General features: G+C 69.0%; 13 protein-coding genes. 6 read left to right on the top strand and 7 right to left on the bottom strand.

Annotated features, from left to right (window positions below):
- Positions 1–47: 47 nt before the first annotated feature.
- Positions 48–1,325, bottom strand: coding sequence for a UDP-N-acetylmuramoyl-L-alanyl-D-glutamate--2,6-diaminopimelate ligase (locus tag HYZ11_13185; protein MBI3128552.1), 1,278 nt, complete (start codon positions 1,323–1,325; stop codon positions 48–50).
- Positions 1,235–1,573: a hypothetical protein gene (locus HYZ11_13180; GenBank protein MBI3128551.1), complete on the bottom strand. Its 339-nt coding sequence runs from the start codon at positions 1,571–1,573 to the stop codon at positions 1,235–1,237. Before HYZ11_13180 ends, HYZ11_13185 begins: the two co-directional genes overlap by 91 nt.
- 511 nt (positions 1,574–2,084) lie before the next feature.
- On the opposite strand from HYZ11_13180, the gene HYZ11_13175 reads away from it, so the two are divergent.
- Together HYZ11_13175 and HYZ11_13170 are read left to right on the top strand one after the other, a co-directional pair.
- Entirely contained in the window at positions 2,085–4,970 is a 2,886-nt protein-coding gene (locus tag HYZ11_13175; protein MBI3128550.1) for a PAS domain-containing protein, read from the top strand.
- A 186-nt stretch (positions 4,971–5,156) separates the two neighbouring features.
- Positions 5,157–6,476 carry a PAS domain S-box protein gene (locus HYZ11_13170; protein MBI3128549.1) on the top strand — a complete coding sequence of 440 codons (1,320 nt, stop codon included), beginning with the start codon at positions 5,157–5,159 and terminating at the stop codon, positions 6,474–6,476.
- A gap of 176 nt (positions 6,477–6,652) precedes the next feature.
- Here the strand turns inward: HYZ11_13170 and HYZ11_13165 are convergent, their stop codons facing one another.
- The 5 genes from HYZ11_13165 to HYZ11_13145 form a co-directional block, all read right to left on the bottom strand.
- Entirely contained in the window at positions 6,653–7,819 is a 1,167-nt protein-coding gene (locus tag HYZ11_13165) for an alpha/beta hydrolase (protein MBI3128548.1), read from the bottom strand.
- 313 nt (positions 7,820–8,132) lie between these two features.
- Positions 8,133–9,242 carry a hypothetical protein gene (locus tag HYZ11_13160; GenBank protein MBI3128547.1) on the bottom strand — a complete coding sequence of 370 codons (1,110 nt, stop codon included), beginning with the start codon at positions 9,240–9,242 and terminating at the stop codon, positions 8,133–8,135.
- A gap of 388 nt (positions 9,243–9,630) precedes the next feature.
- A complete protein-coding gene (gene malQ / locus HYZ11_13155; GenBank protein ID MBI3128546.1) occupies positions 9,631–11,148 on the bottom strand; it encodes a 4-alpha-glucanotransferase in 1,518 nt (505 codons plus the stop codon).
- 41 nt (positions 11,149–11,189) lie between these two features.
- Complete coding sequence (locus HYZ11_13150) at positions 11,190–12,149, bottom strand: SDR family oxidoreductase (protein ID MBI3128545.1); 960 nt, start codon at positions 12,147–12,149, stop codon at positions 11,190–11,192.
- 28 nt (positions 12,150–12,177) lie between these two features.
- On the bottom strand, positions 12,178–13,152 hold the full coding sequence (locus HYZ11_13145) for a GDP-mannose 4,6-dehydratase (protein ID MBI3128544.1): 975 nt from the start codon (positions 13,150–13,152) through the stop codon (positions 12,178–12,180).
- Between the two features lie 317 nt (positions 13,153–13,469).
- Between HYZ11_13145 and glgX the strand changes: the two genes are divergently transcribed.
- The 4 genes from glgX to glgB all read left to right on the top strand — a co-directional run bounded on the left by glgX (position 13,470) and on the right by glgB (position 23,143).
- Positions 13,470–15,605 carry a glycogen debranching protein GlgX gene (gene glgX, locus HYZ11_13140; protein ID MBI3128543.1) on the top strand — a complete coding sequence of 712 codons (2,136 nt, stop codon included), beginning with the start codon at positions 13,470–13,472 and terminating at the stop codon, positions 15,603–15,605.
- 307 nt (positions 15,606–15,912) lie between these two features.
- Positions 15,913–17,862 carry an alpha-1,4-glucan--maltose-1-phosphate maltosyltransferase gene (locus HYZ11_13135; GenBank protein ID MBI3128542.1) on the top strand — a complete coding sequence of 650 codons (1,950 nt, stop codon included), beginning with the start codon at positions 15,913–15,915 and terminating at the stop codon, positions 17,860–17,862.
- A 2-nt stretch (positions 17,863–17,864) separates the two neighbouring features.
- Positions 17,865–21,209, top strand: a complete 3,345-nt coding sequence (treS, locus tag HYZ11_13130; protein ID MBI3128541.1) for a maltose alpha-D-glucosyltransferase — start codon at positions 17,865–17,867, stop codon at positions 21,207–21,209.
- Positions 21,206–23,143, top strand: a complete 1,938-nt coding sequence (glgB, locus tag HYZ11_13125) for a 1,4-alpha-glucan branching protein GlgB (GenBank protein ID MBI3128540.1) — start codon at positions 21,206–21,208, stop codon at positions 23,141–23,143. Before treS ends, glgB begins: the two co-directional genes overlap by 4 nt.
- Positions 23,144–23,320: the final 177 nt, after the last annotated feature.

Here is a 23,320-nt window from a genome sequence, read left to right as displayed (position 1 = left end):
GGGATGCGGCGGGAAACTGAAATTTATTGAGGAGCGCGGGCCCGGCGCTAATCCTTCAGCGCGGCCTCCCGCAGGGAGCGCCTCTTCCAGTGCTCGGCGTAGCGGAGGACGGTCTCGCGCTCGCTGAAGGGCACGCGCCTGTCCCCGATGATCTGGTATTCCTCGTGCCCCTTGCCCATGAGCAGCACGAGGTCGCCCGGCCGCGCCGCCTCCAGGGCGGCCTCGATGGCGCGCGCCCGGTCGAGCTCGACGGCGTAGCCCTCGGCGGGCGCCCGGCGCTTGAGGCCCCGGACGATCTCGCGGGCGATGTCGCCCGGGTCCTCGTGCCCCGGGTTGTCGGTCGTCACCACGGCGTAGTCCGCGCGCTCCCCGACGAGCCGGCCCATCTCAGCCCGCTTCTGGACCCACCGCCCGCCGGGGGCGCTGAAGACGGCGATGAGCCGCCCCGCCGTGAGGCGCCGGCCCTCCTCCGCCACCGTCCGAACCGCCTGGGGCGTGTGGGCGTAGTCGATGACCACGTCGAAGGGCAGGCCGCACTCCACGTAGGCGAAGCGCCCCGGCACCCCCCCGAACGACTCCAGCCCCTCGCGGATGCCCTCGAGCGGCACCCCGCAGGCCAGGCCCGCCGAGGCGGCGGCGAGGGCGTTGGTCACGTTGTAGGTGCCCGTCAGCGCGAGGGCCACCCGCACGCTCCCCTGGGGGGTGACGAGCCGGAACTGGATGCGCCGCTTGGCCGAGGATATCTCCTCGGCCCGCACCGGGCAGCCCGGCGCCAGGCCGTAGATGTGGGTGCGGACGCCCTTGAGGGAGCGCAGGCTCCGCCCGACCGCGTCGTCCATGTTGATCGCCTGGAAGGGGTCGTCCTGCCCCTCCGCCGCCACGTAGTGCTGGAAGAAGCGCTTCTTCGCCGCGCGGTAGTCCTTGAGCGAGGCGTGGAGCTCCAGGTGGTCGGCCGCCACGTTGGTGAGCACCCCGCCCCGGAAGCGGCAGCCCTCCAGGCGGTGCTGCACCACCGAGTGGGAGGACACCTCCATCACCACCGCCTCGTTCCCGCGCGCCGCCGCCTCGGCCAGGAGCCGCTGGAGGAGGGGCGGGGGAGGCGTCGTGTTCCCGGTGGTGTAGTGCCCGCCGTCGATCTCGCTCCCGACCGAGCTGATGACGGCCGTCCGGCGCCCCCCCGCCCGCAGCACGTGCGCGGTGAGGTGGGTGGTGGTGGTCTTGCCGTCGGTGCCGGTCACGCCGATGAGGAGGAGCTTCTCCGAGGGGAAGCCGTGGAAGGCGGCGCAGAGCCGCCCCAGCGCCTCGCGGCTGTTCGCGACCCGCACGATGGGGAGGCGGGCGGGGAGGCGGGCGCCCTCTCCACCACGGCGGCCGAGGCGCCCCGGCGGGCCGCGTCGGCGAGGAAGCGGTGGCCGTCGTGGGTTTCCCCCTTGCGGGCGACGAAGAGCGCGCCCGGGAGGGCGTCCGCGGAGGACTCGACCACGCCGTTCACCGTCAGGCTGTCCGGAACGCTGGTGAGAGGCGCGACCCCCGCGCGGCGGAACAGCTCCGCCAGTGCGACCGGTTTGTCCAAAGCCTGGACCGCTCCTGCAAACGGGAGGCGGGGCCGCTGCCTTATGGTTGGGCCGCCGAGCCGGCGGCGTGGCTGGCGGCGGTGGACTATGCCCGGGGCGGGCCGGGTCTCCGCCCAGGGCGGCCGCCTCAGGTCCGGGCACCAAAGTAACCGAGTCCGTCCCATGAAATCAAGGGGTTTGAAATCCGGGAGGGCTTGCTTTCGGGGGTGGGAAGGGTGTGGTAGGATGGCCCGCATCCGCCGCGGGTGCCCGCCTTCTCGCGCATCCTAGCCCGGCCGCCTCGCTGCCCTGGCGAAGGCCGCATGGGAATCCTCCCTCTGGAGGGAGCCTCCGATGCCTCCCCGGAAGAAAAGAGCCGCCGCCGGGGCCAGGAAGCCCGCCTCCAGGGAATCCCCCGCCAAGCGTCAGGCGCCCAGGAAAAGACCCTCCGCCGGTCCGCCCGGGGTCGCGAGCCGGGAGGCCGGAGGCGGCATCACCTCCAGGGAGGCCTCGAAGCGGAAGCGCTCCGGCATGTCCGAGACCGCCGGCGGGCCCTCCCTCGTGGTCGGCATCGGGGCCTCGGCGGGCGGGCTCGAGGCGGTCGAGGAATTCCTCCGCGCGACGCCCGCGGACACCGGGATGTGCTTCATCGTGGTGATGCACCACCACCCGGGCCACGTGAGCCTCCTGCCCGATATCCTCTCCAAGCGGACGCGAATGCGGGTGGCGGAGGCCCGGGACGGGGCCCGGCTCGAGTGGGATACGGTGTTCGTCGGCTTGCCGGGGATGTACCTCAGCCTCGGGAAGGGCGTCCTCCGCGCCAAGAAGCGCGAAACCGAGGAGTATCCCCGCCTGCCCATCGACCGCTTCTTCCGCTCCCTCGCCGAAACCCAGAAGAACCGCGCGGTGGGGGTCATCCTCTCGGGCACCGGGACGGACGGCACCCTCGGCATCCGGGCCATCAAGGCCGAGTCCGGCATGGTGATGGCCCAGAAGCCGGACACCGCCAAGTACGCCGGGATGCCCAAGAGCGCCATCGGGACGGGGCTGGCGGACTTCGTCCTGCCGCCGGAGGAGATGCCCCGGCGGCTGGTCCTTTACGCGGAAACTTTCATGCGGCGGCCGTCCGGGCCGGGCAAGGGAAAGAAAGGGCCGGAGGAGCCGAGGAAGCTGCCCTCAGACATGCGCCGGATATTCACGCTCCTCCGGAACCGCACCGGCCACGACTTCTCCTGTTACAAGGCGTCGACGCTGCACCGGCGCATCGACCGGAGGATGGCCGTCCATCAGCTAGAAGAGATGGATTACTACATCCGCTTCATGCAGGAGAATCCTCACGAGATCGACCTCCTGTTCAAGGAGATGCTCATCAACGTCACCAACTTCTTCCGCGACCCGCCGGCCTTCGAGAGTCTCTACAGGAACGGCCTGCCCCGGCTCTTCGACGGCAAGCCGGAAGGGATGGACGTGCGCGTGTGGGTGCCCGGCTGCGCCACCGGCGAGGAGGCGTATTCTCTCGCCATGCTCCTGCGCGAGTACCTGGAGGAGAGCAAGAGAAGGCACAACGTCCAGATATTCGCGACCGACCTGGACGGGGACGCCGTCAATGCCGGCCGGGCCGGCGTCTACCCCGAGGGCATCGCGGCCGACGTCGGCGAGGAGCGGATAAAGCGGTTCTTCGCCAAGCAGGACAGCCATTACCGCATCTCGAAGGAGATACGGGACATGGTCATCTTCGCCGACCAGAACATCACCAGGGACCCGCCCTTCACCCGGCTCGACATCCTCTCCTGCCGCAATGTGCTCATCTACCTCGACGCGGACCTTCAGAAGCGCCTGCTCCCATTGTTCCACTACGCCCTGAACCCGGGCGGGATCCTTTTCATCGGGCCGGCGGAGACGGTGGGCGAGATGGAGGACTCGTTCGAGGCGGCGGACTCGAGGTGGAAAATCTTCCGGCGGAAGCCGGGCTCCGCCTCCGCCCGCCACCAGATCGATTTTCCCATTTCCTTATCGAGGAAGAAGCCGCGGGAGGATGGAACGGAGGAACGGCCGAAGGCGGGAAACATCGCCGCCGCCGTGGAGGCTCTCCTGCTGGACCGCTACGCCCCTCCGTGCGCGATCGTGAGCGAGGACGGGAAGATCGAGTTCATCCACGGCCGGACCGGCGAGTTCCTGGAGCCCGCGTCGGGCGCCCCGAACTTCAACGCCATCGAAATGGCGAGAGAAGGGCTTCGCCGCGATCTGTCGGCGGCCCTCCGGCGGGCCGCCGCCATGAAAAAGGACGTCTTGCGCCGCGGCATCGGCGTCAAGGCGAACGGCGGCGAGTTGCACCTCGACCTCTCGGTGAAGCCGCTCGACGAGCCGGAGGCGGTGCGGGGCCTGTTCATGGTCAGTTTCCTGAAGGCGCCCCCGGCGCCTCCCCCCGGCGGGCCGGAGGGAAAAGGCGGGAAGGCGCGCCGGGCGGCGGAGATGGAGCTCGAGGAAGAGCTCCGGCGCACCCAGGAAACCCTGAAGACCACCATCGAGGAGCTGGAGACCTCGAACGAGGAGCTTAAGTCCACGAACGAGGAGCTGCACTCCACGAACGAGGAGCTCCAGAGCACGAACGAGGAGCTGGAGACCTCGCGGGAGGAGCTTCAGTCCCTCAACGAGGAGCTCCAGACGGTCAACTCCGAGCTGGAGGTCAAGGTCCATGAGCTGACCCAGTCCCACGCCGACATGCAGAACCTCCTGGACAGCACCGGAATCGCGGCCGTCTTCCTCGACGAGGGCCTCCGCATCCAGCGCTATACGCGGGAGGTGGACAAGTTCGTGCGCCTGATCCCCTCCGACGCCGGGCGCCCCATTAGGGACCTGACGGTCAACCTGCGGGACGCCGACCTGGTCGCCGAGAGCGCCGAGGTGCTGCGGACGCTGGCCATGAAGGAAATGGAGGTCCGAACCCACGCGGGGGACCGCTGCCGGGTCCGCATCCTCCCCTACCGCACCGTGGAGAACGTCATCGCCGGGGTGGTGCTGACCTTCATGAACGTCGAGGAGATCCGGGAGACGCAAGACGCCCTCGCCTTCGCCCGCAGCATCGTGGACACCGTGCGGGAGCCCATGCTGGTGCTCGACGGGGACCTTCGGGTCGTCTCGGCGAACCAGTCCTTCTTCCGCGTGTTCCGGGGCGGGCCGGAGCGGGCCGGGGGGAAACTCGTCTACGAGCTGGCGGGCGGGGAGTGGGACATCCCGGATCTCCGCCGCCTCCTCAATGAAATTCTGACGAACAGCGCCGCCTTCAATGATTTCGAGGTGGAGCACGAGTTTCCCGAGATCGGGCGCAGGCGTTTCCTCCTGAACGCGCGCCGCATGAGCGGCGGCGGAAAGCCCCTCATCCTCCTGGCCTTCGAGGATGCCACCGGAGGGGAGTAATGGATTTGCCCGCCCGGAATGAGGGAAAATTTGAGACGAATTCTGTGGCCTTGCGCGATGCCTGTCTTTCCTGATCGGGATATGGTAGCTGGTGGGGGCATTGCCTGCGTCACGAAAAGTGACGATGAAAACACGAACCTGAGAACCTGCTAACACGAACATGAGAACCCGCTGAGGCGCCAGGCCGTGAGTCCCGACGACCGCCATCCAGTCCTTCAGAACCTCCGCCGCCGCGCCGAGGACCTCCTCCGGAAGACCCGCACGGAACTCTCCCGCATGTCGCCGGGCAAGCTTGAAGCTCTCGCGCACGAGCTTCAAGTGCATCAGGTGGAGCTCGAGATGCAGAACGAGGAATTGCGGCGGGCGCAGACCGACCTAGAGGAGGCGCGCGACCGGGCCCGCCAGCTCTACGATTTCGCCCCCGCCGGCCTCCTGACGCTGGACGAGCGGCGAATCGTGCGCGAGGCGAGCCTGACCGCGGCCGTCCAGCTCGGGGCGAACCGGAGCGATCTCATCGGTGCGAGCCTCTCGGACTTCATCGTCCGGGAAGACCAGGACGCCTTCCACCTCTGGCGGTCGCGGCTCGTGGAGACGCAGATCAAGCAGAGCTGCGAGATCCGGTTCCGCCGGCCGGCCGGGGGGTTCTTCTGGGCCCGCCTCGAGGGGGTTCCGTTCTCCGCGGGCCCCGGCGAATCCCAGCGCATCCGGGTGTACCTGGTCGACGTGACCGACAGCCGGCGGACGGAGGCGGGCCTGAAATCGGCCATCCTCCAGCTCCGGGCGGTCTTCGACGCGGCCCGCGACCCGATCGTCGTCACCGACCCGCGCAGCATCATCCAGCAGGCGGGCCGCTCGCTGGAGAGGGTCTTCGGCTGGGAGGCCGGGGAGGTCATCGGCCGCGACGTGAGCATGCTGATCGCGGAGCCGGACCGTCCCAAGCACGCGGATTTCCTCTCCCGCTACCAGCACGCGACCTCCAGCGTGCGGCGCGAGTTCGAGGCCGTCCGCAAGGACGGCTCGGTTTTCCCGATCGAGCTGTCCATCACGCGGCTGGACGTGCCGGGCAGCGAGGAGCCCATGTACATCGAGATCGTCCGCGACATCACGGTCCAGCGGGACCTCCAGGACGAGATCCGGCGGCCCATCGGGCTCTTCCAGAGCCTTTTGGACGAGGGTACGGAGGCCGTCGTCTTCATGAGCCCGGGCCGCGAGATCCTCATGTGGAACCTCGGCGCGGAGAACCTGTTCGGCTATATGCAGGAGGAGGTTTCCGGCCGGGATTTCCGCGAGATACTCGCCGCGGCGGATGGATCGGCGAAGGGGGGGACCGCCGGGCCCGCCGTGCTGGAGGACCTGCGCGAGGGGAAGGTCGCGCGCATCGAGGGCCATGCCCTCCGGAAGGACGGCGAGAAGCTGCCGGTCAGCGCGGTCTTCTCTCCCTTCATGCGCGGCGAGGGAGAGCTCGTGGCCATCGTCTGCGTGTGCCGGGAGCGCCCCGCGCGGTAGGCATCCAAGGGCGCCTGATGGTCTGTAGGGGCGATGCTTGTCATCGCCCCTTTATGTTTACCCGGGGGCGGGGCGAACACGAGGTTCGCCCCTACGGAACCGCCACCGGCGCAATCCATCCGTAGGGGCGAGGCATGCCTCGCCCCTACGGACACGGGTCGCCCGTCCATATCCCCCTAATACATCCCCTCCCCGCTCTTGCGGATGTAGGCCTTGCGCTTGTGGCCGGGCGGGATCTTCCCGTCGAAGGCCCGCCGCACCCAGTCCGCCACGAATTGGAAGGTCCACACCCCCGCCAGCGCCTCCAGATGGTTGATGGGGTGGAACTCGTCCTCGAAGATCCACATCTCCTTGGGACCGGCCAGGGCCTCGAAGACGGCCTCGACGTCCTCGATGGGGTTCAGGGGGTCGAACTCCCCCGCCGCCATGAGGACGGGGCACCTCACCCGCCCGGCGTGGCCCTTCAGGGTGTAGGCCTCGCACGTGCGGTCGAAGGCGGCTTCGTCCTCCATCCCGGCCATCGCCATGAAGACCTGCTTGAAGCGGATGGGGGCCTCGTCGAAGATGGTGAGCCGGTCCCAGTAGTAGCAGGCGACCGAGCCCGCCACGAGGGCGAGGCGGGGGTCCTCCGCCGCGGCCCGCATGGACCAGAAGGTGCCGAAGCTGCGGCCGCTGATGCCGATCCTCCCGCCGTCCACTTCGGGGCGCGTCAGCAGGAAGTCCACCGCCTTGCGCGCCACGGCGGCGTGGTTGTCGGGGGTGACGAGGATGCCACGCTCGAGGGCCTCGCCCTGGCCCGGCCCGTCGATGGTGAGGACGTGGATGCCGCGCTCGGCGAACTCGTTGTCGAGCGGGTTGGGGTAGTTCTCCTTCGTGTTGTCCATCCCGGGGTAGAAGATCATCACGGGCGCCCGGCGGCGGTCCGGCAGCAGGTGCAGGAGGGCGGGGATGGACTTCCCCTCGAAGGGGATCTCCACCCGCTCGATGGGGTAGTCCGAGAGGGCATGGAGGCGCGCCGCGCACTCTCTCGCCCGGGCGAGGAGCTCCCACCGGCGGGGGCAGATGATGGGGATGGTGAAGTGCTGCGCCTCCCGGAAGCGCTCGGAGGCCACGCGGTAGAGGCGGCGGGCGGTGTGGCGCTCCCCCCTCGCCTCCGCCGCCCGGGCGAGGCGCTCCGCGTTCTCGGCCCCCCGCGCCAGGTGCTTGGAGGCCATGCGGATGCTGCGGACCGGCCCGGGCATCATGCGGCCGTCCATCTCGTGGTGGACGGGGCGTCCCGTCGTCTTGAGGATGTAGTCGTAGATCCACTGCTGCCCGTCCCGCTGGCGCTCGGCGCGCTTCATGGATTCTCCCCCGGAGATTTGTCGACGAATGTATCCGTAGGGGAGGGTCTGAGACCCGCCCCTCGCTCTGCTTGTCCCCCTCCCTCCGGGAGGTCGGGCCCGCATGGGCCCGAGGGGGGAGGGTGCGCGCTTCTGAGGCTCTTCCCCCACCCCGGCCCTCCCCCGGAGGGGGAGGGGGATCGTTGGCATGGACCGCACGAGGGCGGGTCTGAGACCCGCTCCTACGGACGAACAGGGACCTAGCCGGCGTTCCGCCTGTAGGGGCGTATGGCAATACGCCCCTACCAGCCGCGCGCCGGAAGGGAGGACCCCCTCAGCATCCCCCGCCCGGCTTGCGGGGCGGGAGGCGGACGATCTCGGCCGTGGCGAGCACCTCGCTCTCGGTGGCTCCCCCCGAGGCGAGCACCCCGCCGTCCCGCAGAAGGGCCGCCGCGTGGTGCCTTCGCCGGGCGTTGAGGTGGACGGGCAGGGCGGCGAAGCAGGCGCCCTCGGGGTCAAACACCTCGCCGTCATCGAGGGTCTGGCCGTCCCCGCCCCAGCCCCCGAGGAGGAGCACGCGGCCGTCCGGGAGCCGGGTCGCGGTGTGCTGCTGGCGCGCCTTCTTCATGGGGGCTTTCACGGGGAGGAAGCTCCCGGTCTTGGGGTCGTAGATCTCGGCGGTGGCCAGGGTGAGTTCGGGGCCGAGCCCGCCCGCGATGAGCACCCGGCCGTCCGCGAGGGGCGTGGCGGTGTGGCGGCTGCGCGGGGAGGAGGCCAGGCTGCGGGCCAGGCGGGTGCGGCGCTCGGCGGGCAGGTAGATCTCGGCCAGGCGCGCGCCCTCCCCCTGGGCCCCGCCCGTCAGGAGGACCTCCCCTCCCGGGAGGAGCGCCGCCGCGTGCTGCTGGCGGGGGACGAGGAGGGGCCGCGCGGCGGGGGCGGATTTTCCCTCGCGCGGATCCAGTATCTCCACCGAGCGCTGCTCGCTCCGTCCGTCGTTGCCCCCGGCGAGGAGGACGGTGCCGTCCCCGAGGAGGGTGGCGGTGTGGTCGTAGCGGCCCTGGACCAGCGGGACGAGGGCCGCCCCGCCGCCGGGGCGGAGGATCACGGCGTCCCGCAGGGCGGTGCCGGGGCCGGCCCAGCCGCCCGAGAGCAGCACCCGGCCGTCCGGGAGCAGGGTGGCGCCGTGCCATCCGCGGGGGCGGAAGGGGGCCGCCAGGGCCTGGAAGGCGCCCTTCGCCGGGTCGAATATCTCCATGGTGCCGAGGGGGGAGGTCTTGGTCAGCCCGGCGGCGATGAGCACCCGGCCGTCCGGGAGCGGGGTGGACGTATGCCCGTGGCGCGGCGAGCTCATCGTCCCGGCCGGGGTGGCTTCCCCGCCGCCCGAGCAGCCCGCGGCGAGGAGGGCGGCCAGGAGGAGGGCGCGGGCGAGGCTCGGTGGGCGCAAGGAATGGCCTCCTGGGCATGACAGACTGGAAGGCAGGATAACACGCGCCGGGCGCACTTCTGTTTTTCCCTCCCCCTCCGGGGAGGACCCAGAACCGGTGGAGTAAAGTGTCACCCATGTCCCAGGTCTGATGTGTTACCCATGTACCCGGTTGCACATCCTTTTTTTCCCTCCCCCTCCGGGGGAGGGCAGGGTGAGGGAGGGGAGGGTTGCCGGGGGTGGGATTTTCCCTCCCCCCGGCCCCCTCCCGCCTGCGCGGGCCGAAGCCCTTCCACCTTCGTGAAGCCCGCTTCGGCGGGCGAAGGCCCGGCGGGAGGGGGTACCCCCAGACCAAGCCGGATAAATGTTTATCCCGGTCTAAGCTACAGACGATGGGTCCGGCCGGGGGTCAGCCGCGCAGGCGCCCGGCGGCCCGGGTTTCCTCCCGCAACCGGGCGCGGGTCGTCTCCGTCAGTTCGCCCTCCCGCAGCCGCCACGCCCAGTTGCCGTTCATCTCCCCGGGGTAGTTCATCCGCGCCTCCGTCCCCAGGCCCAGCAGGTCCTGGACGGGGATGACGGCGAGGTGGGCGCGGGAGAGGAAGGCGAGGCGGATCATCTCCCAGTGGATTTCGTTCTCGCTGTGGTTCAGCCAGCGCAGGGCCCGCTCCCGCTCGTGGGGGGGGCCTTCCCGCATCAGGCGGGCGAACCAGCCCATGGTCGTGTCGTTGTCATGGGTGCCGGTGTAGACCACGCAGCGCTCGGGATGGTGGGGGGGGAGGTGCAGGTTATCGTTGCCGCCGCCGAAGGCGAACTGCAGGACGCGCATGCCAGGGAGCCCCAAGCGGTCCCGGAGCTCGAAGACCTCCGGCGTCACGTCGCCCAGGTCCTCGGCGATGAAGTCGAGGCGCCCGAAAGCCCGCTGCACCTGGGCGAAGAAGTCGTACCCGGGCCCCTCCCGCCAGCGGCCCTCCCGGGCGGTGGGGGCGCCGCCGGGAACTTCCCAGTAGCGGGTGAAGCCGATGAAGTGGTCGAGGCGCGAGGCGTCGAAGAAGCGGAAGGCGGCCGAGAGGCGGGCGATCCACCAGCCGTAGCCCCGCTCGCGGAGGGTGTCCCACCGGTAGAGGGGGTTTCCCCAGAGTTGGCCGTTGCTGTTGAAGTAGTCGGGCGGGACGCCCGCCACCGCCTCGGGCCGGCCCTCCGGATCGAGCCGGAAGAGAGCGGGGTTGGCCCACACGTCGGCGCTCTCCCGCGAGACGTAGATGGGAATGTCCCCGATCAGGCCCACCCCCTTCCGGCGGCAGTGCCCGCGGAGCGCCTCCCACTGGCGGAAGAACTCGTGCTGCAGGAAGGAGAGGAACCGGATCTCCCCGCCGAGGGCCTCCCGCGCCCGCTCCAGCGCGCCCGGCTCGCGGCGGCGGATCTCCGGAGGCCAGTCGGCCCAGAGGGCGCCGCCGAAGCGCTGTTTCAGGGCGGTGAAGAGGGTGAAATCGCCGAGCCAGCCCGCGTTCTCGCGCCGGAAGGCCTCGAAGCCCGCGCGCCTCTCCCCGTCCAGGCGCTCGAAGGCGCGGAAGGCGGCGCGGAGCAGGGGCTCCTTGACCTCCCAGGCGCGGGCGAAATCGACCCTTCCGGTGGAGGGCCGGGCGGCGGCGCCCACCTGCTCCGGCGGCAGCAGGCCCTCCCCGGCCAGGCGCTCCAGGCTGAGGAGCAGGGGATTTCCGGCGAAGGCGGAGGAGGATCCGTAGGGCGAGCCCCAGGCGTCCGTCGGGCCGATGGGGAGCATCTGCCACCAGCCCTGGCCCGAGTCCGCCAGGAAATCGGCGAAAGCGTGGGCGGAGGGCCCCAGATCCCCGATGCCGTGCGGCGACGGGAGCGAGGTGGGGTGCAGAAGCAGGCCGCTCGCGCGGCTATGCAGGTCGAATGGGGCCATCGTCATCCATTCGGATGGATTGCCGGCAGCGCATTCGCCGATCAACGGCCATGGTGGGCGGCTTGGTCAGCATACCATTGGACGGTCCGGCGGAGGCCTTCCTCGAAGCTCACGGGGGGGGAATAGCCGAGAAAGGTGCCGGCCTTCCGGATGTCGGCCTGGGAATCCCGCACGTCCCCCGTCCGCGGGGAGGCGTGAATCGGCTCCAGGCCCTCGGCGCCCATGATCGCTTGGAGGCTCGAGAACAGCTCGTTCACGGTATGGCACATCCCGGTCGCCACGTTGAACACCCCGCCCCCCGCCCCCTCCGCCTTGAGGGCCAGCAGGTTGCCGTGCACGGTGTTGTCCACGTAGGTGAAGTCGCGCGACTGTCCGCCGTCGCCGTAAATGGTGGGGCGCTTCCCGGCCATGAGGCACCGGATGAAGTTGGGGACCACGGCGGCGTACTCGGAGTGGGGATCCTGCCGGGGTCCGAACACGTTGAAGTAGCGCAGTCCCACCGTCTCCAGGCCGTAAAGCCTGTGATAAAGCGATGCGTAGTGTTCGCTGGCCAGCTTGGAGACCGCGTAGGGCGAAACCGGGCACGGCGCGTCGTTCTCGTCGCGGACGTGGCCCGGGGCGTCGCCGTACACCGAAGATGAAGACGCGTAGATGAAGCGGCGCACGCCCTCCTTCCGCGCCGCTTCCAGCAGGTTCAGCGTGCCGCCCGCGTTCACCCGGTCCGAGAGGACGGGGTCCTGGATGGAGCGGGGGACGGAGGGGATGGCGGCCTGGTGGAAGACGCAGGAGGCCCCCTTCACCGCCCGGGCGCATGCCTCCGGGTCCAGGACTCCCTGCGGATCGTCGATGAGCTCGATGTCACGGAGAATCCCGCGCAGGTTCTCCTCGCGGCCGGTCGAGAAGTTTTCCAGCACCCGGACGGCGTAGCCCTCCCCGAGCAGGGCGCGCACGAGGTTGGAGCCGATGAAGCCCCCCCCCCCGGTGACGAGCGCGCGCTTCAAGGAGATGTCCTTTCTGGGGCCGGGCGCTTCACCTCTCCAGCCGGTTCGCCCGGAAATGCTCGATGACCCGGTTGAGAATCTCGTCGAGCTGAACGGTCGGGCGGTAGCTCACGAGGCTCTGGATTTTCGTCAAATCCGGAACCCGGCGTTCCATGTCCTCGAATCCCTCGCCGTAGGCCGTTTCGTAGGGCACGAGCTCGATCGGCGAGGCCGAGCCGGCCAGCTTTTTCACCCGCTCGGCCAGGTCGTAGATGGAGATCTCGTTGCTGTTGCCGATGTTGAAGATCTGCCCCACCGCGCCCGGATGCGCCATGAGGTCGGCCAGGCCGCGCACGACGTCGCCGACGTAGGCGAAGCAGCGGGTCTGGTTCCCGGAGCCGAAGACCCGGATGGGCTGACCGTCCAGCGCCGCCCGGACGAAGTTCGGGATGACCATCCCGTAGCGGCCCGTCTGGCGGGGCCCCACCGTGTTGAACAGCCGGACGATGACGACGGCGAGGCCGTGCTGCCGGTGGTAGGCCAGCGAGAGGAACTCGTCGAGCGTCTTGGTGTTGGCGTAGGCCCAGCGCTGCTTGGTGACGGACCCCAGGATCCGGTCGTCCTCCTCCCGGAGCGCGCCGTTCTTGTTCTTTCCGTACACCTCGGAGGTGGAGGCGACGAGGATCTTCCGGCCCGCCCTGAGCGCCGCCTCGAGCACCACCTCGGTGCCCCGGACGTTCGTCATGATGGTCTCGACGGGGCGCTCGATAACCAGGCGGACCCCCACGGCCGCGGCCAAATGGTAAATCTCATCGCATTCCTGGACGAGGGGGGCGATCAGCCCGGCGTCGAGGACGCTGCCCTTGTGCATATGGAGCTTCGGATTGCCCCCGATGTGCCCGAGGTTCTCGAGCCGGCCGGTCGAGAAATCGTCCAGCAGATGGACCTCGTGGCCCCTTTCGAGCAGCAGGGTCGCCAGATGGGAGCCTACGAAGCCCGCCCCGCCCGTAATCAGGATCTTCAATGTCGCCTCGGTTCGCGCCGCTGGGCGGACTGCCGTTCTCGATGATGGGCTGCCGGGACCGGCCCGTGAAGGCTCTCTCTATACTTAAGAAGGGGCGGCGGATCAAGCCGGGGGAACGCCGGCCCCCGGGCGGCCCGGGCCATTGAATCTTGAAAGGTTACGGGCCTCGCCTTCTTTCGCGGGCTCCGCCGCCGTGCCGGCGCGGCTTCCGGAGGCGCGGGAATTGGGTTAGAATCAAGCCTGTTTTTCTGGAACATCCCGCCTTGCACCGTTCGATCCGGCTTTTTTCCTCTGTCCCGCCGCCGGGAGTGGCGCCCATGAACGTATGGCCCGGGAGCCCCTATCCCCTGGGGGCCACGTGGGATGGCGCGGGCGTGAACTTCGCCCTCTTCTCCGAGAACGCCACGGCGGTCGAGTTATGCCTCTTCGAGAAGCCGGGCTCCGCCCGCGAGTACGCGCGCATCCGGCTGGAGGAGCAGACGAATTTCATCTGGCACGGCTACCTGCCGGACGTGCGGCCCGGCTTTTTCTACGGATTCCGCGTCCACGGGCCATACGCCCCGCACGAAGGGCACCGCTTCAACCCGGCGAAGCTGCTCCTCGACCCCTACGCGAAGGCGATCACGGGCGGGCCCCGGTGGCGCGACGAGCACTTCGGCTACCGGATCCGGGAGCCGGAGAACGGCGCGCCGGACGAGCGGGACAACGCCGAATGGATGCCCAAGTGCGTGGTGGTGGACCCCGCCTTCACCTGGGGCGGCGACGCCCTCCTCCGCACCCCCTGGCACAAGACCATTATCTACGAGATGCACGTGAAGGGCTTCACGGCCCGCCATCCGGGCGTTCCCGAGGAACTGCGCGGGACCTACGCCGGGCTCGCATGCCCGGCGGTGATCGACTACCTCAAGGGCCTGGGCGTCACGGCGGTCGAGCTGATGCCGGTCCACCAGTTCGTCACCGACCGCCACCTGGCGGAGAAGAGGCTCGCCAATTACTGGGGCTACAACTCCATCGGGTTCTTCGCCCCCCACGCCCGCTACTCCAGCTCCGGCCATAGCGGGCAGCAGCTCACCGAGTTCAAGCGCATGGTGAAGACCTTCCACCGCGAGGGCATCGAGGTGATCCTCGACGTGGTCTACAACCACACGGCCGAGGGCAACCACATGGGGCCTACCCTCTGCTTCCGGGGCATCGACAACGCCTCCTACTACCGGCTCGTGCCGGACGACCGCCGCTACTACATGGACTTCACCGGCTGCGGGAACACCCTGAACATGATGAGCCCGAACACCCTCCAGCTCATCATGGACAGCCTGCGGTACTGGGTCCTCGACATGCACGTGGACGGCTTCCGCTTCGACCTGGCGTCGGCCCTCGCGCGGGAGCTGCACGAGGTGGACCGCCTGGGGGCGTTCTTCGACATCATCCAGCAAGACCCCGTCATCTCGCAGGTGAAGCTCATCGCCGAGCCGTGGGACCTGGGCGAGGGCGGCTACCTCGTGGGCCAGTTCCCGACCCTGTGGGCCGAATGGAACGGGAAATACCGCGACACCGCGCGCCGCTTCTGGCGGGGGGACTCCGGCCAGCTCGGCGAGTTGGCCTACCGCCTCACCGGGAGCAGCGACCTCTACGAGGCGACGGGACGGCGCCCCCACGCCAGCATCAACTTCATCACGTGCCACGACGGCTTCACGCTACACGACCTGGTCAGCTACAACGAAAAGCACAACGAGGCGAACAAGGAAGGCAACCGGGACGGCCACAACGACAACCTGAGCTGGAACTGCGGCGCCGAGGGCCCGACCAAGGACGCCGGCATCATCGAGCTGCGCGCCCGCCAGCAGCGGAACTTCCTGGCCACCCTCTTCCTCTCCCAGGGCGTCCAGATGCTGTGGGCGGGCGACGAGATCTCCCGCAGCCAGCGCGGCAACAACAACGCCTACTGCCAGGACAACGAGCTCTCGTGGATCGACTGGAACCTGGACCATCCCAAGGAGGAGCTCCTCGACTTCACCCGGTTCCTGATCCAGCTCTTCCACCGGCATCCTGTGCTCAGGCGGAGGAAGTTCTTCCAGGGGCGGCGCATCCGGGGATCCGAGGTGCGGGACCTGGTGTGGTTCCGGCCCGACGGCGCCGAGATGCAGGAGGAAGACTGGAACAACCCGGAGGCCCGCTGCGTCGGGCTGCGCCTCGCCGGGGACGCCATCACCGAGCGCGACGGCCGCGGCAACCGGATCGTGGACGACACCCTCCTCATCCTCCTCAACGCGTACTACAAGCCCATTCCCTTCGCAGTTCCCTCGCACCGCGCGAACATCCGGTGGCAGCTCATGTTGGACACGCGGACCTCCAACGGGCGGCGAAAGCACCGCCTGCTCAAGGGCGGAGAAGTCTTCGATCTCGAAGGGCGCTCGCTGGCCCTGCTGTGCCTGCGCAAGGACGGGGAATCCTAGCGCGGGCCGGCCATCCTCCTTGCCTCGTCGGTTGTCAGGGCCAAATGATGTGGCTATCCTGATGGAAGGATTGCCGCGGGCAACAAGGGGCGCAGCTTTTGCGGGAGCCGATCGCGGCCCGGCCGTTTCCCGCGGTTCAGAGCCGTCTCCATCGTCGCCTGTGATCGAAGTCTGCGGTCGAACGGATCGCCGTCATCCCGATGAGCTGTGCCGCCGTTCCGGCCCTTCCGCCATTTCCGAGCGGCGTCGCATCCGCTCCCGCCGTCGGGGGAGGGCATCGGGCTTTCCGCTTGGCGGGGGAACTCGGATGGAACGCCACATCCTGATCGAGTCGGTCGCGCCGTCGCTGGACTGCGGCCGCTACCCCGTAAAGCGGCCGGCCGGAGAGGCGTGCGCGGTCGAGGCGACGATCTTCCGCGACGGCCACGACGTCATCCGCGCCCGCCTCAAGTGGAAGCGCAAGGGCGGCGAGCGCTTCTCCGCCGAGCCGATGCGGCCGGTGAATCCGGGCCTCGACTGGTGGCGGGGGGAATTCCCCCTTCCCGAGCCCGGCCGCTATGTCTTCGCCGTCGAGGCCTGGACCGACCGTTACGCCTCCTGGCTGGCCGACCTCAAGAAGCGGGTGGACGCCGGCTACGCCGACGTGCGGGGCGAACTCGAGGAGGGGATCCAGCTCCTCGCCGAGATGGCGGAGAAGGCGCAAGAGGCGGACTGGGTGCGCCTGCGGGCCTCGCAGGAGGCGCTGAAGACGGCGCAGGGCCCGGGCGAGGCCTACAAGGCGGCTTCCTTCGCGGACCTGCTCGAGGCCGTGGAGCGGCACCAGCCGCGCCCGGATCTGGTGACGATCCCCAGCCTGTTCGAGGTAATGGCGGTCCCGGAGCGGGGCCGCTGCGGCGCCTGGTACGAGATCTTCGTCCGCTCCCAGGGGGCCGAGCCCGGGAGGAGCGGCACTTTCCGCGACGCCGAGCGGCGCCTGACCGACATCCGGGAGATGGGCTTCGACGTCGTCTATCTCGCGCCCGTCCACCCCATCGGACGGACCAAGCGCAAGGGGCGGAACAACGCGCTCGAGGCGGGGCCTGCCGACCCGGGGAGCCCCTGGGCGATCGGGAGCGAGCACGGAGGGCACATGGCCATCGAGCCCTCGCTCGGGACCCTCGATGATTTCGACCGCTTCGTGGCGGCGGCCGAGGCGCAGGGCATCGCCGTCGCGCTCGACTTCGCCATCCAGGCCTCGCCCGATCATCCCTGGGTGCGGGAGCACCCGGAGTGGTTCTACCGGCGCCCCGACGGGACCATCAAGTACGCCGAGAATCCCCCCAAGAAGTACGAGGACATCTACCCGGTCAACTTCGATTCCCCGCAGCGGGAGGCGCTGTGGGAGGAGCTCCTGCGGACGGTCCTCTTCTGGATCGGGCACGGCGTCCGCATCTTCCGGGTGGACAACCCGCACACCAAGCCGCTCGCCTTCTGGGAGTGGCTCATCGCGAAGGTGCACGAGACGCACCCCGACGCCGTCTTCCTCGCCGAGGCCTTCACCCGGCCTCCCATGATGAAGGCCCTCGCCAAGCTCGGCTTCACCCAGTCCTACACCTACTTCACCTGGCGCAACACCAAGCACGAGCTGACGGAGTACCTCACCGAGCTCACCCAGCCTGGGACCCTCGACTACCTCGTGCCCAACTTTTTCGTGAACACGCCGGACATCCTGACCGAGTACCTCCAGCACGGCGGCCGGCCGGCCTTCAAGGCGAGGCTCGTGCTGGCGGCCACGCTCTCGCCCGCGTACGGCATCTACAGCGGCTATGAACTGCTGGAGAACGCGGCGGCCCGCCCGGGCAGCGAGGAATACCTCGACTCGGAGAAGTACGAGATCCGCGTCCGCGACTGGAACCGGCCGGGGCACATCAAGGATTTCATCGCGCGGGTGAACGGCATCCGCCGGGAGAACCCGGCCCTCCACCGCCTCGGGGGCCTCCGCTTCCTCCACGCGGACAACGATCAGATCCTCTTCTACGCCAAGAGGTCGGCCGACGGCTCGAACATCCTCCTCGTGGCGGTGAACCTCGACCCCCATCATCCGCACCACTGCACCGCCCACGTTCCCCCGGGCGAGATAGGGCTCCCCGCGGGCAGCCGCTATGAGGTGCACGATCTGCTGACGGGGGCCCGGTACGAGTGGTCCGAGCGGAACTACGTCCGGCTGGATCCCGAGGCCGAGCCCGCCCACGTCCTGCGGGTGGAAAGGGTGTTCTAGCCGTGTTGCAGCCGGGCCTGGACGACAACCCGTTCTGGTACAAGGAGGCCGTCATCTACGAGGCGCGCGTGCGCTCGTTCTACGACAGCGACGGGGACGGCATCGGGGACTTCAAGGGGCTGACGGAAAAGCTTCCCTATCTCCAGGACCTCGGAATCAACACCCTGTGGCTGCTGCCCTTCTATCCCTCTCCCCTGCGGGACGACGGCTACGACATCTCGGACTTCACCTCCATCCATCCCGACACCGGGACGCTCGCCGACTTCAAGCTCTTCCTGCGGGCGGCGCACCGGCTGGGCATCCGCGTGGTGACCGAGCTGGTCGTCAACCACACGTCCGACCAGCATCCGTGGTTCCAGCGGGCGCGGCGCGCCCCGGCCGGGAGCGTGCACCGGGACTTCTACGTGTGGAGCGACACCGCCGAGAGATACGCCGAGGCGCGCATCATCTTCCAGGACTTCGAGCCCTCGAACTGGGCCTGGGACCCCGTCGCCAAGGCCTACTACTGGCACCGCTTCTACTCCCACCAGCCCGACCTCAACTACGACAACCCCGCCGTGCGGAAGGCCATTTTCCAGGCGATGGACTTCTGGCTCTCGCTGGGGGTGGACGGCCTCCGGCTGGATGCCGTGCCCTATCTCTACGAGCGGGAAGGGACCAACTGCGAGAACCTGGCGGAGACGCACCTCTTCCTGCGGGACCTCCGCGCGCGCGTGGACCGGAAGTTCCGCAACCGGATGTTCATCGCCGAGGCGAACCAGTGGCCCGAGGACGCCGTCGCCTACTTCGGCCGGGGCGACGAGTGCCACATGGCCTTCCACTTCCCCATCATGCCCCGCATGTTCATGGCGATCCGGATGGAGGAGCGCTACCCGCTCGTGGACATCCTGGAGCAGACGCCCGAGGTGCCCGAGCTCTGCCAGTGGGCGCTCTTCCTGCGCAACCACGACGAGCTCACCCTTGAGATGGTGTCGGAGGAGGAGCGCGAGTACATGTACCGCGCCTACGCCAACGAGCCGCAGGCGCGCATCAATCTGGGCATCCGGCGGCGCCTGTCCCCCCTTCTGGGGAACGACCGCAAGAAGATCGAGCTGATGAACAGCCTCCTCTTCTCCCTGCCGGGCACCCCGGTGCTCTACTACGGGGACGAGATCGGCATGGGGGACAACTTCTACCTGGGCGACCGCAACGGCGTCCGCACCCCCATGCAGTGGAGCGGGGACCGCAACGCGGGCTTCTCGGCCTCCAACCCGCAGCGCCTCATCCTGCCGGTGATAACCGATCCCGAGTACCACTACGAGGCGGTCAACGTGGAGGTGCAGCAGAACAACCCCCACTCCCTCCTGTGGTGGATGAAGCGGCTCATCGCGCTGCGCAAGGAGTTCAAGGCGTTCGGACGCGGGACGCTGGAGTTCCTCTACCCGCGCAACCGCAAGGTCCTCGCCTTCGTGCGCAAGTTCGGGGAGGAGACCATCCTCGTCGTCGCGAACCTCTCCCGCTTCGTCCAGTTCGCCGAGCTGGACCTCTCCGCCTACCGCGGGATGGTGCCCGTCGAGCTCTTCGGGCGCACGCGGTTTCCCGTGGCGGGCGAGGGCCCCTACTTCCTCTCCCTCGCGCCCCACGGCTTCATGTGGTTCTCGATGGTGGCCGTCCGGGCGCTGGACGTGGGCGCGGAGCCCTCGGAGGGCGACCTGCCCGTCATCCCGGTGAGGGGGGATTGGGACAACGCGCTGGCGGGCCGGGAGAGGGAGGCGCTGGAGGCCGTCTTGCCCGGCTTCATCCAGGAGCGGCGCTGGTTCGGCGGGAAGGCGCGCGGGCTCCGGAAGGTCCGCATCGCGGATATCTTCTCCGTGCCCTTCGTCTCCTCGGTTACCTACCTCACGATACTCGAGGTCGACTACGCGGACGGCGGCCGCGAGACCTACCTTCTGCCCATGGCCTTCGCCGCGGGCGATCAGGCGAGGGAGATCCTGTCGGAGGCCCGGAGGTTCGCCATCGCCCGCATCCGGACGAAGAGCGTCCGGGGCGAGGCGGAAGGCATCCTGTTCGACGCCTTCCAGGACGACAGCTTCAGCCGGGCGCTGCTGCTGGTCATGGCCCGGCGCCGGCGCCTGAAGGGCCGGACGGGCGAGATCGTTCCGGTCCTCTCGGAGGCCTTCGAGAGGCTGCGGGGAAGCAGCCCGCAGTCCCTCCCGCCGCGGCTGATGCGCGCCGAGCAGAGCAACACCTCGGTCAACTACGGAGACAAGCTGGTGCTCAAGTGCTTCCGCCGCCTGGAGAACGGGGTCAATCCCGACGTCGAGATCGGGACGTTCCTGACGGCCGCGGGGGAGTTCCCCCACATCGCGCCGGTCGCGGGGTACATGGAGCTCCGCCGGGGGCGGGGCGGGACGAGCTCGCTGGCCATCCTCCAGGGGTATGTGCCGAACCAAGGGGATGCGTGGCAATTCACCGTGGACGAAGTGGGCCGCTTCATGGAGCGGGCGCTGACGCAGGGCCGGGACCGGGAGATCACGGGGAGGAGCCGCTCCCTCCTCGATCTCTGCGCGGAGGAGCCCCCGGAGCTCGCCCGCGAGATGATCGGCCCCTACCTGGAGCTGGCCGGGCTGCTGGGACGGCGCACGGCCGGGATGCACCGGGCCCTCGCCTCGGGCGGAAAGCCCGGGTTCGCGCCCGAGCCCTTCACCCGCCTGTACCAGCGGTCGCTCTACCAGTCCATCCGCAACCAGGTCCGCCAGACGTTCCAGGCGCTCCAGGAGAAGCTGCCCTCCATCCCCGAGCGCTCGCAGGAGGAGGCCCGGCGGGTCCTGGGGCTGGAGAAGGCCATCCTGGACCGCTCCCAGGCCATCCGGGAGCAGAAACTCGCCTCCATGCGCATCCGCGTCCACGGGGACTATCATCTGGGCCAGGTCCTGTGCTCGAGCAGCGACTTCGTGATCATCGACTTCGAGGGAGAGCCCGCCCGCGCCCTGAGCGAGCGTACATTGAAGCGCACGCCTCTCCACGACGTGGCCGGCATGCTGCGATCCTTCCACTACGCGGCGTCGGGCCCGCTGTGGGGGGAACGGGAGCAGCGGGGCGTGCGGGAGGAGGACGTTCCCCTGCTGGAAGGCTGGGCCGAGTTCTGGTGGCGCTGGGCGAGCGCCTCCTTCCTGCGGGCTTACCTTGACGAAATGGCCGCCTCCATTCTGATTCCGCCGGGGCGGGACGAGATGGCTCTTCTGCTGGATGTGACCCTGCTCGAGAAGAGCGTCTACGAGCTGAATTACGAGCTGAACAACCGGCCCGGCTGGGTGGGGATCCCCATCCGGGGGATCACCATGCTGATGGAGAGGGAATCCTCATGAATGACAACCGCACCGCCGGGGCGGAAGCGCGCGTCCGGCACGACGTGAGCGTCCTGACGGGGGACGACGTGTATCTGTTCAACGAGGGGACGCACTTCCACCTCTACGAGAAGCTCGGCTCCCACCCGGCTCGCCGGGAGGGAGCCGACGGCACCCACTTCGCGGTATGGGCGCCCAACGCCGAGGCGGTGAGCGTCCTCGGGAACTTCAACGGCTGGACGGCGGGCCGCCATCCCCTCCGGCCCAGCAGCTCCGGCGTCTGGGAGGGCTTCATCCCGGGCGTCGGGAAGGGGGAGACCTACAAGTATCAGGTCAATTCGCGCTTCCTGGGCTTCCGCGAGCAGAAGGCCGATCCCTTCGCCCTGCGCACCGAGGTGCCCCCCCAGACCGCCTCCGTCGTCTGGGACCTCGACTACGCGTGGGGGGACGAGGACTGGATGCGGAAGCGCCGCGCCTTCAATAACCGGAAGTCTCCCATCTCCATCTACGAGGTGCACCTGGGCTCGTGGATGCGCGTGCCCGGCGAGGGTTACCGCTCCCTCTCCTACCGGGAGCTGGCCCACCGCCTGGCCGAGCACGTGACGCGGCTGGGCTTCACCCACGTCGAGTTCCTTCCCGTCATGGAGCACCCTTTCTTCGGCTCCTGGGGCTACCAGACCACCTCCTACTTCGCGCCGAGCGCCCGGTACGGCGCGCCGCAGGACTTCATGTACCTCGTGGACCACCTCCACCAGAACGGCATCGGCGTCATCCTCGACTGGGTGCCGTCCCACTTTCCGGCCGACGGGCACGGGCTCGCCTATTTCGACGGCACCCATCTCTACGAGCACGGGGACCCCCGCCAGGGCTTCCATCCCGACTGGCAGAGCTTTATCTTCAACTATGGCCGCAACGAGGTGCGCGCCTTCCTCATCAGCAGCGCGCTCTTCTGGCTCGAGAGGTACCACGCCGACGGGCTCCGCGTAGACGCCGTCGCCTCCATGCTCTATCTCGACTACTCCCGCAAGGAGGGCGAGTGGATCCCGAACGAGTACGGGGGCCGCGAGAACATCCAGGCCATCCACTTCCTCCGCCGCCTGAACGAGGAGATCTACCGCCGCCACCCCGACGTCCAGACCTACGCCGAGGAGTCCACCGCCTGGCCGATGGTCTCCCGGCCCGCCTATGTCGGCGGCCTGGGCTTCGGCATGAAGTGGGACATGGGCTGGATGCACGACACCCTGCGCTACATGCGCAAGGAGCCCATCCACCGCCGCTTCCACCACAACGACCTCACCTTCCGCATGATCTACGCCTTCAACGAGAACTTCGTGCTCCCGCTCTCCCACGACGAGGTCGTGCACGGCAAGGGCTCCCTCTGGGGCATCATGCCCGGCGACGACTGGCAGAAGGCGGCCAACCTGCGGCTCCTCTACGGCCTCATGCACGCCCACCCGGGCAAGAAGCTCCTCTTCATGGGCGGGGAGTTCGGCCAGTACGGAGAGTGGAACCACGACGCCACCGTGGAATGGGACCACATGGACCTGCCGTTCCAGTCGGGCATCCTCCGGTGGGTTTCGGAGCTGAACCGCCTCCACCGGGAGGAGCCCGCCCTCCACACCATCGACTTCGACCCCGAGGGCTTCGAGTGGATCGACGGCGGGGACAGCGACCAGAGCGTCCTCAGCTTCCTCCGCAAGGGCGAGGCGGGGCATCCCCCGGTCGCCGCGGTCTTCAACTTCACCCCCGTGCCGCGCGCGCCCTACCGCATCGGCGTCCCCCGGGGCGGCTTCTGGCGCGAGATCGCCAACAGCGACGCCGAGTTCTTCGGGGGCGGCGGCATGGGCAACATGGGGGGCCTCGCGGCCGAGGAAAGCCCCGCCCACGGCCGGCCCTACTCCCTCCGCCTCACCCTTCCGCCCCTCGCGGCCGTGTTCTTCCGGGGGGAGGAATAGGGGGAGCGGGAGCCGGCCGGGCGAGGGCGGCCGGGGTCCCGGCGGCCGGTTTTTTGGTTAAATTTTAATTTTTTTCCGGCTAAAACCGCCCAAAAGGGCCAGATTTCCGCCCGTGCATGAAAGTGCGCGAAAATGGGGTAGCTGGACCTTCCTCCCCATGCCTTACATTTGCACTCG

This window comes from Candidatus Tectomicrobia bacterium (assembly GCA_016192135.1).
Classification (GTDB): Bacteria; UBA8248; UBA8248; order UBA8248; family UBA8248; genus 2-12-FULL-69-37.
This window is presented reverse-complemented; position numbering and strand designations above follow the sequence as displayed.

Coding starts and splice junctions, on each gene's coding strand:
- glgB (MBI3128540.1), top strand. CDS start 21,206: ATGAATGACAACCGCACCGCCGGGGCGGAAGCGCGCGTCCGGCACGAC.
- HYZ11_13135 (MBI3128542.1), top strand. CDS start 15,913: ATGGAACGCCACATCCTGATCGAGTCGGTCGCGCCGTCGCTGGACTGC.
- HYZ11_13165 (MBI3128548.1), bottom strand. CDS start 7,819: ATGAAGCGCGCCGAGCGCCAGCGGGACGGGCAGCAGTGGATCTACGAC.
- HYZ11_13175 (MBI3128550.1), top strand. CDS start 2,085: ATGTCCGAGACCGCCGGCGGGCCCTCCCTCGTGGTCGGCATCGGGGCC.
- malQ (MBI3128546.1), bottom strand. CDS start 11,148: ATGGCCCCATTCGACCTGCATAGCCGCGCGAGCGGCCTGCTTCTGCAC.
- glgX (MBI3128543.1), top strand. CDS start 13,470: ATGAACGTATGGCCCGGGAGCCCCTATCCCCTGGGGGCCACGTGGGAT.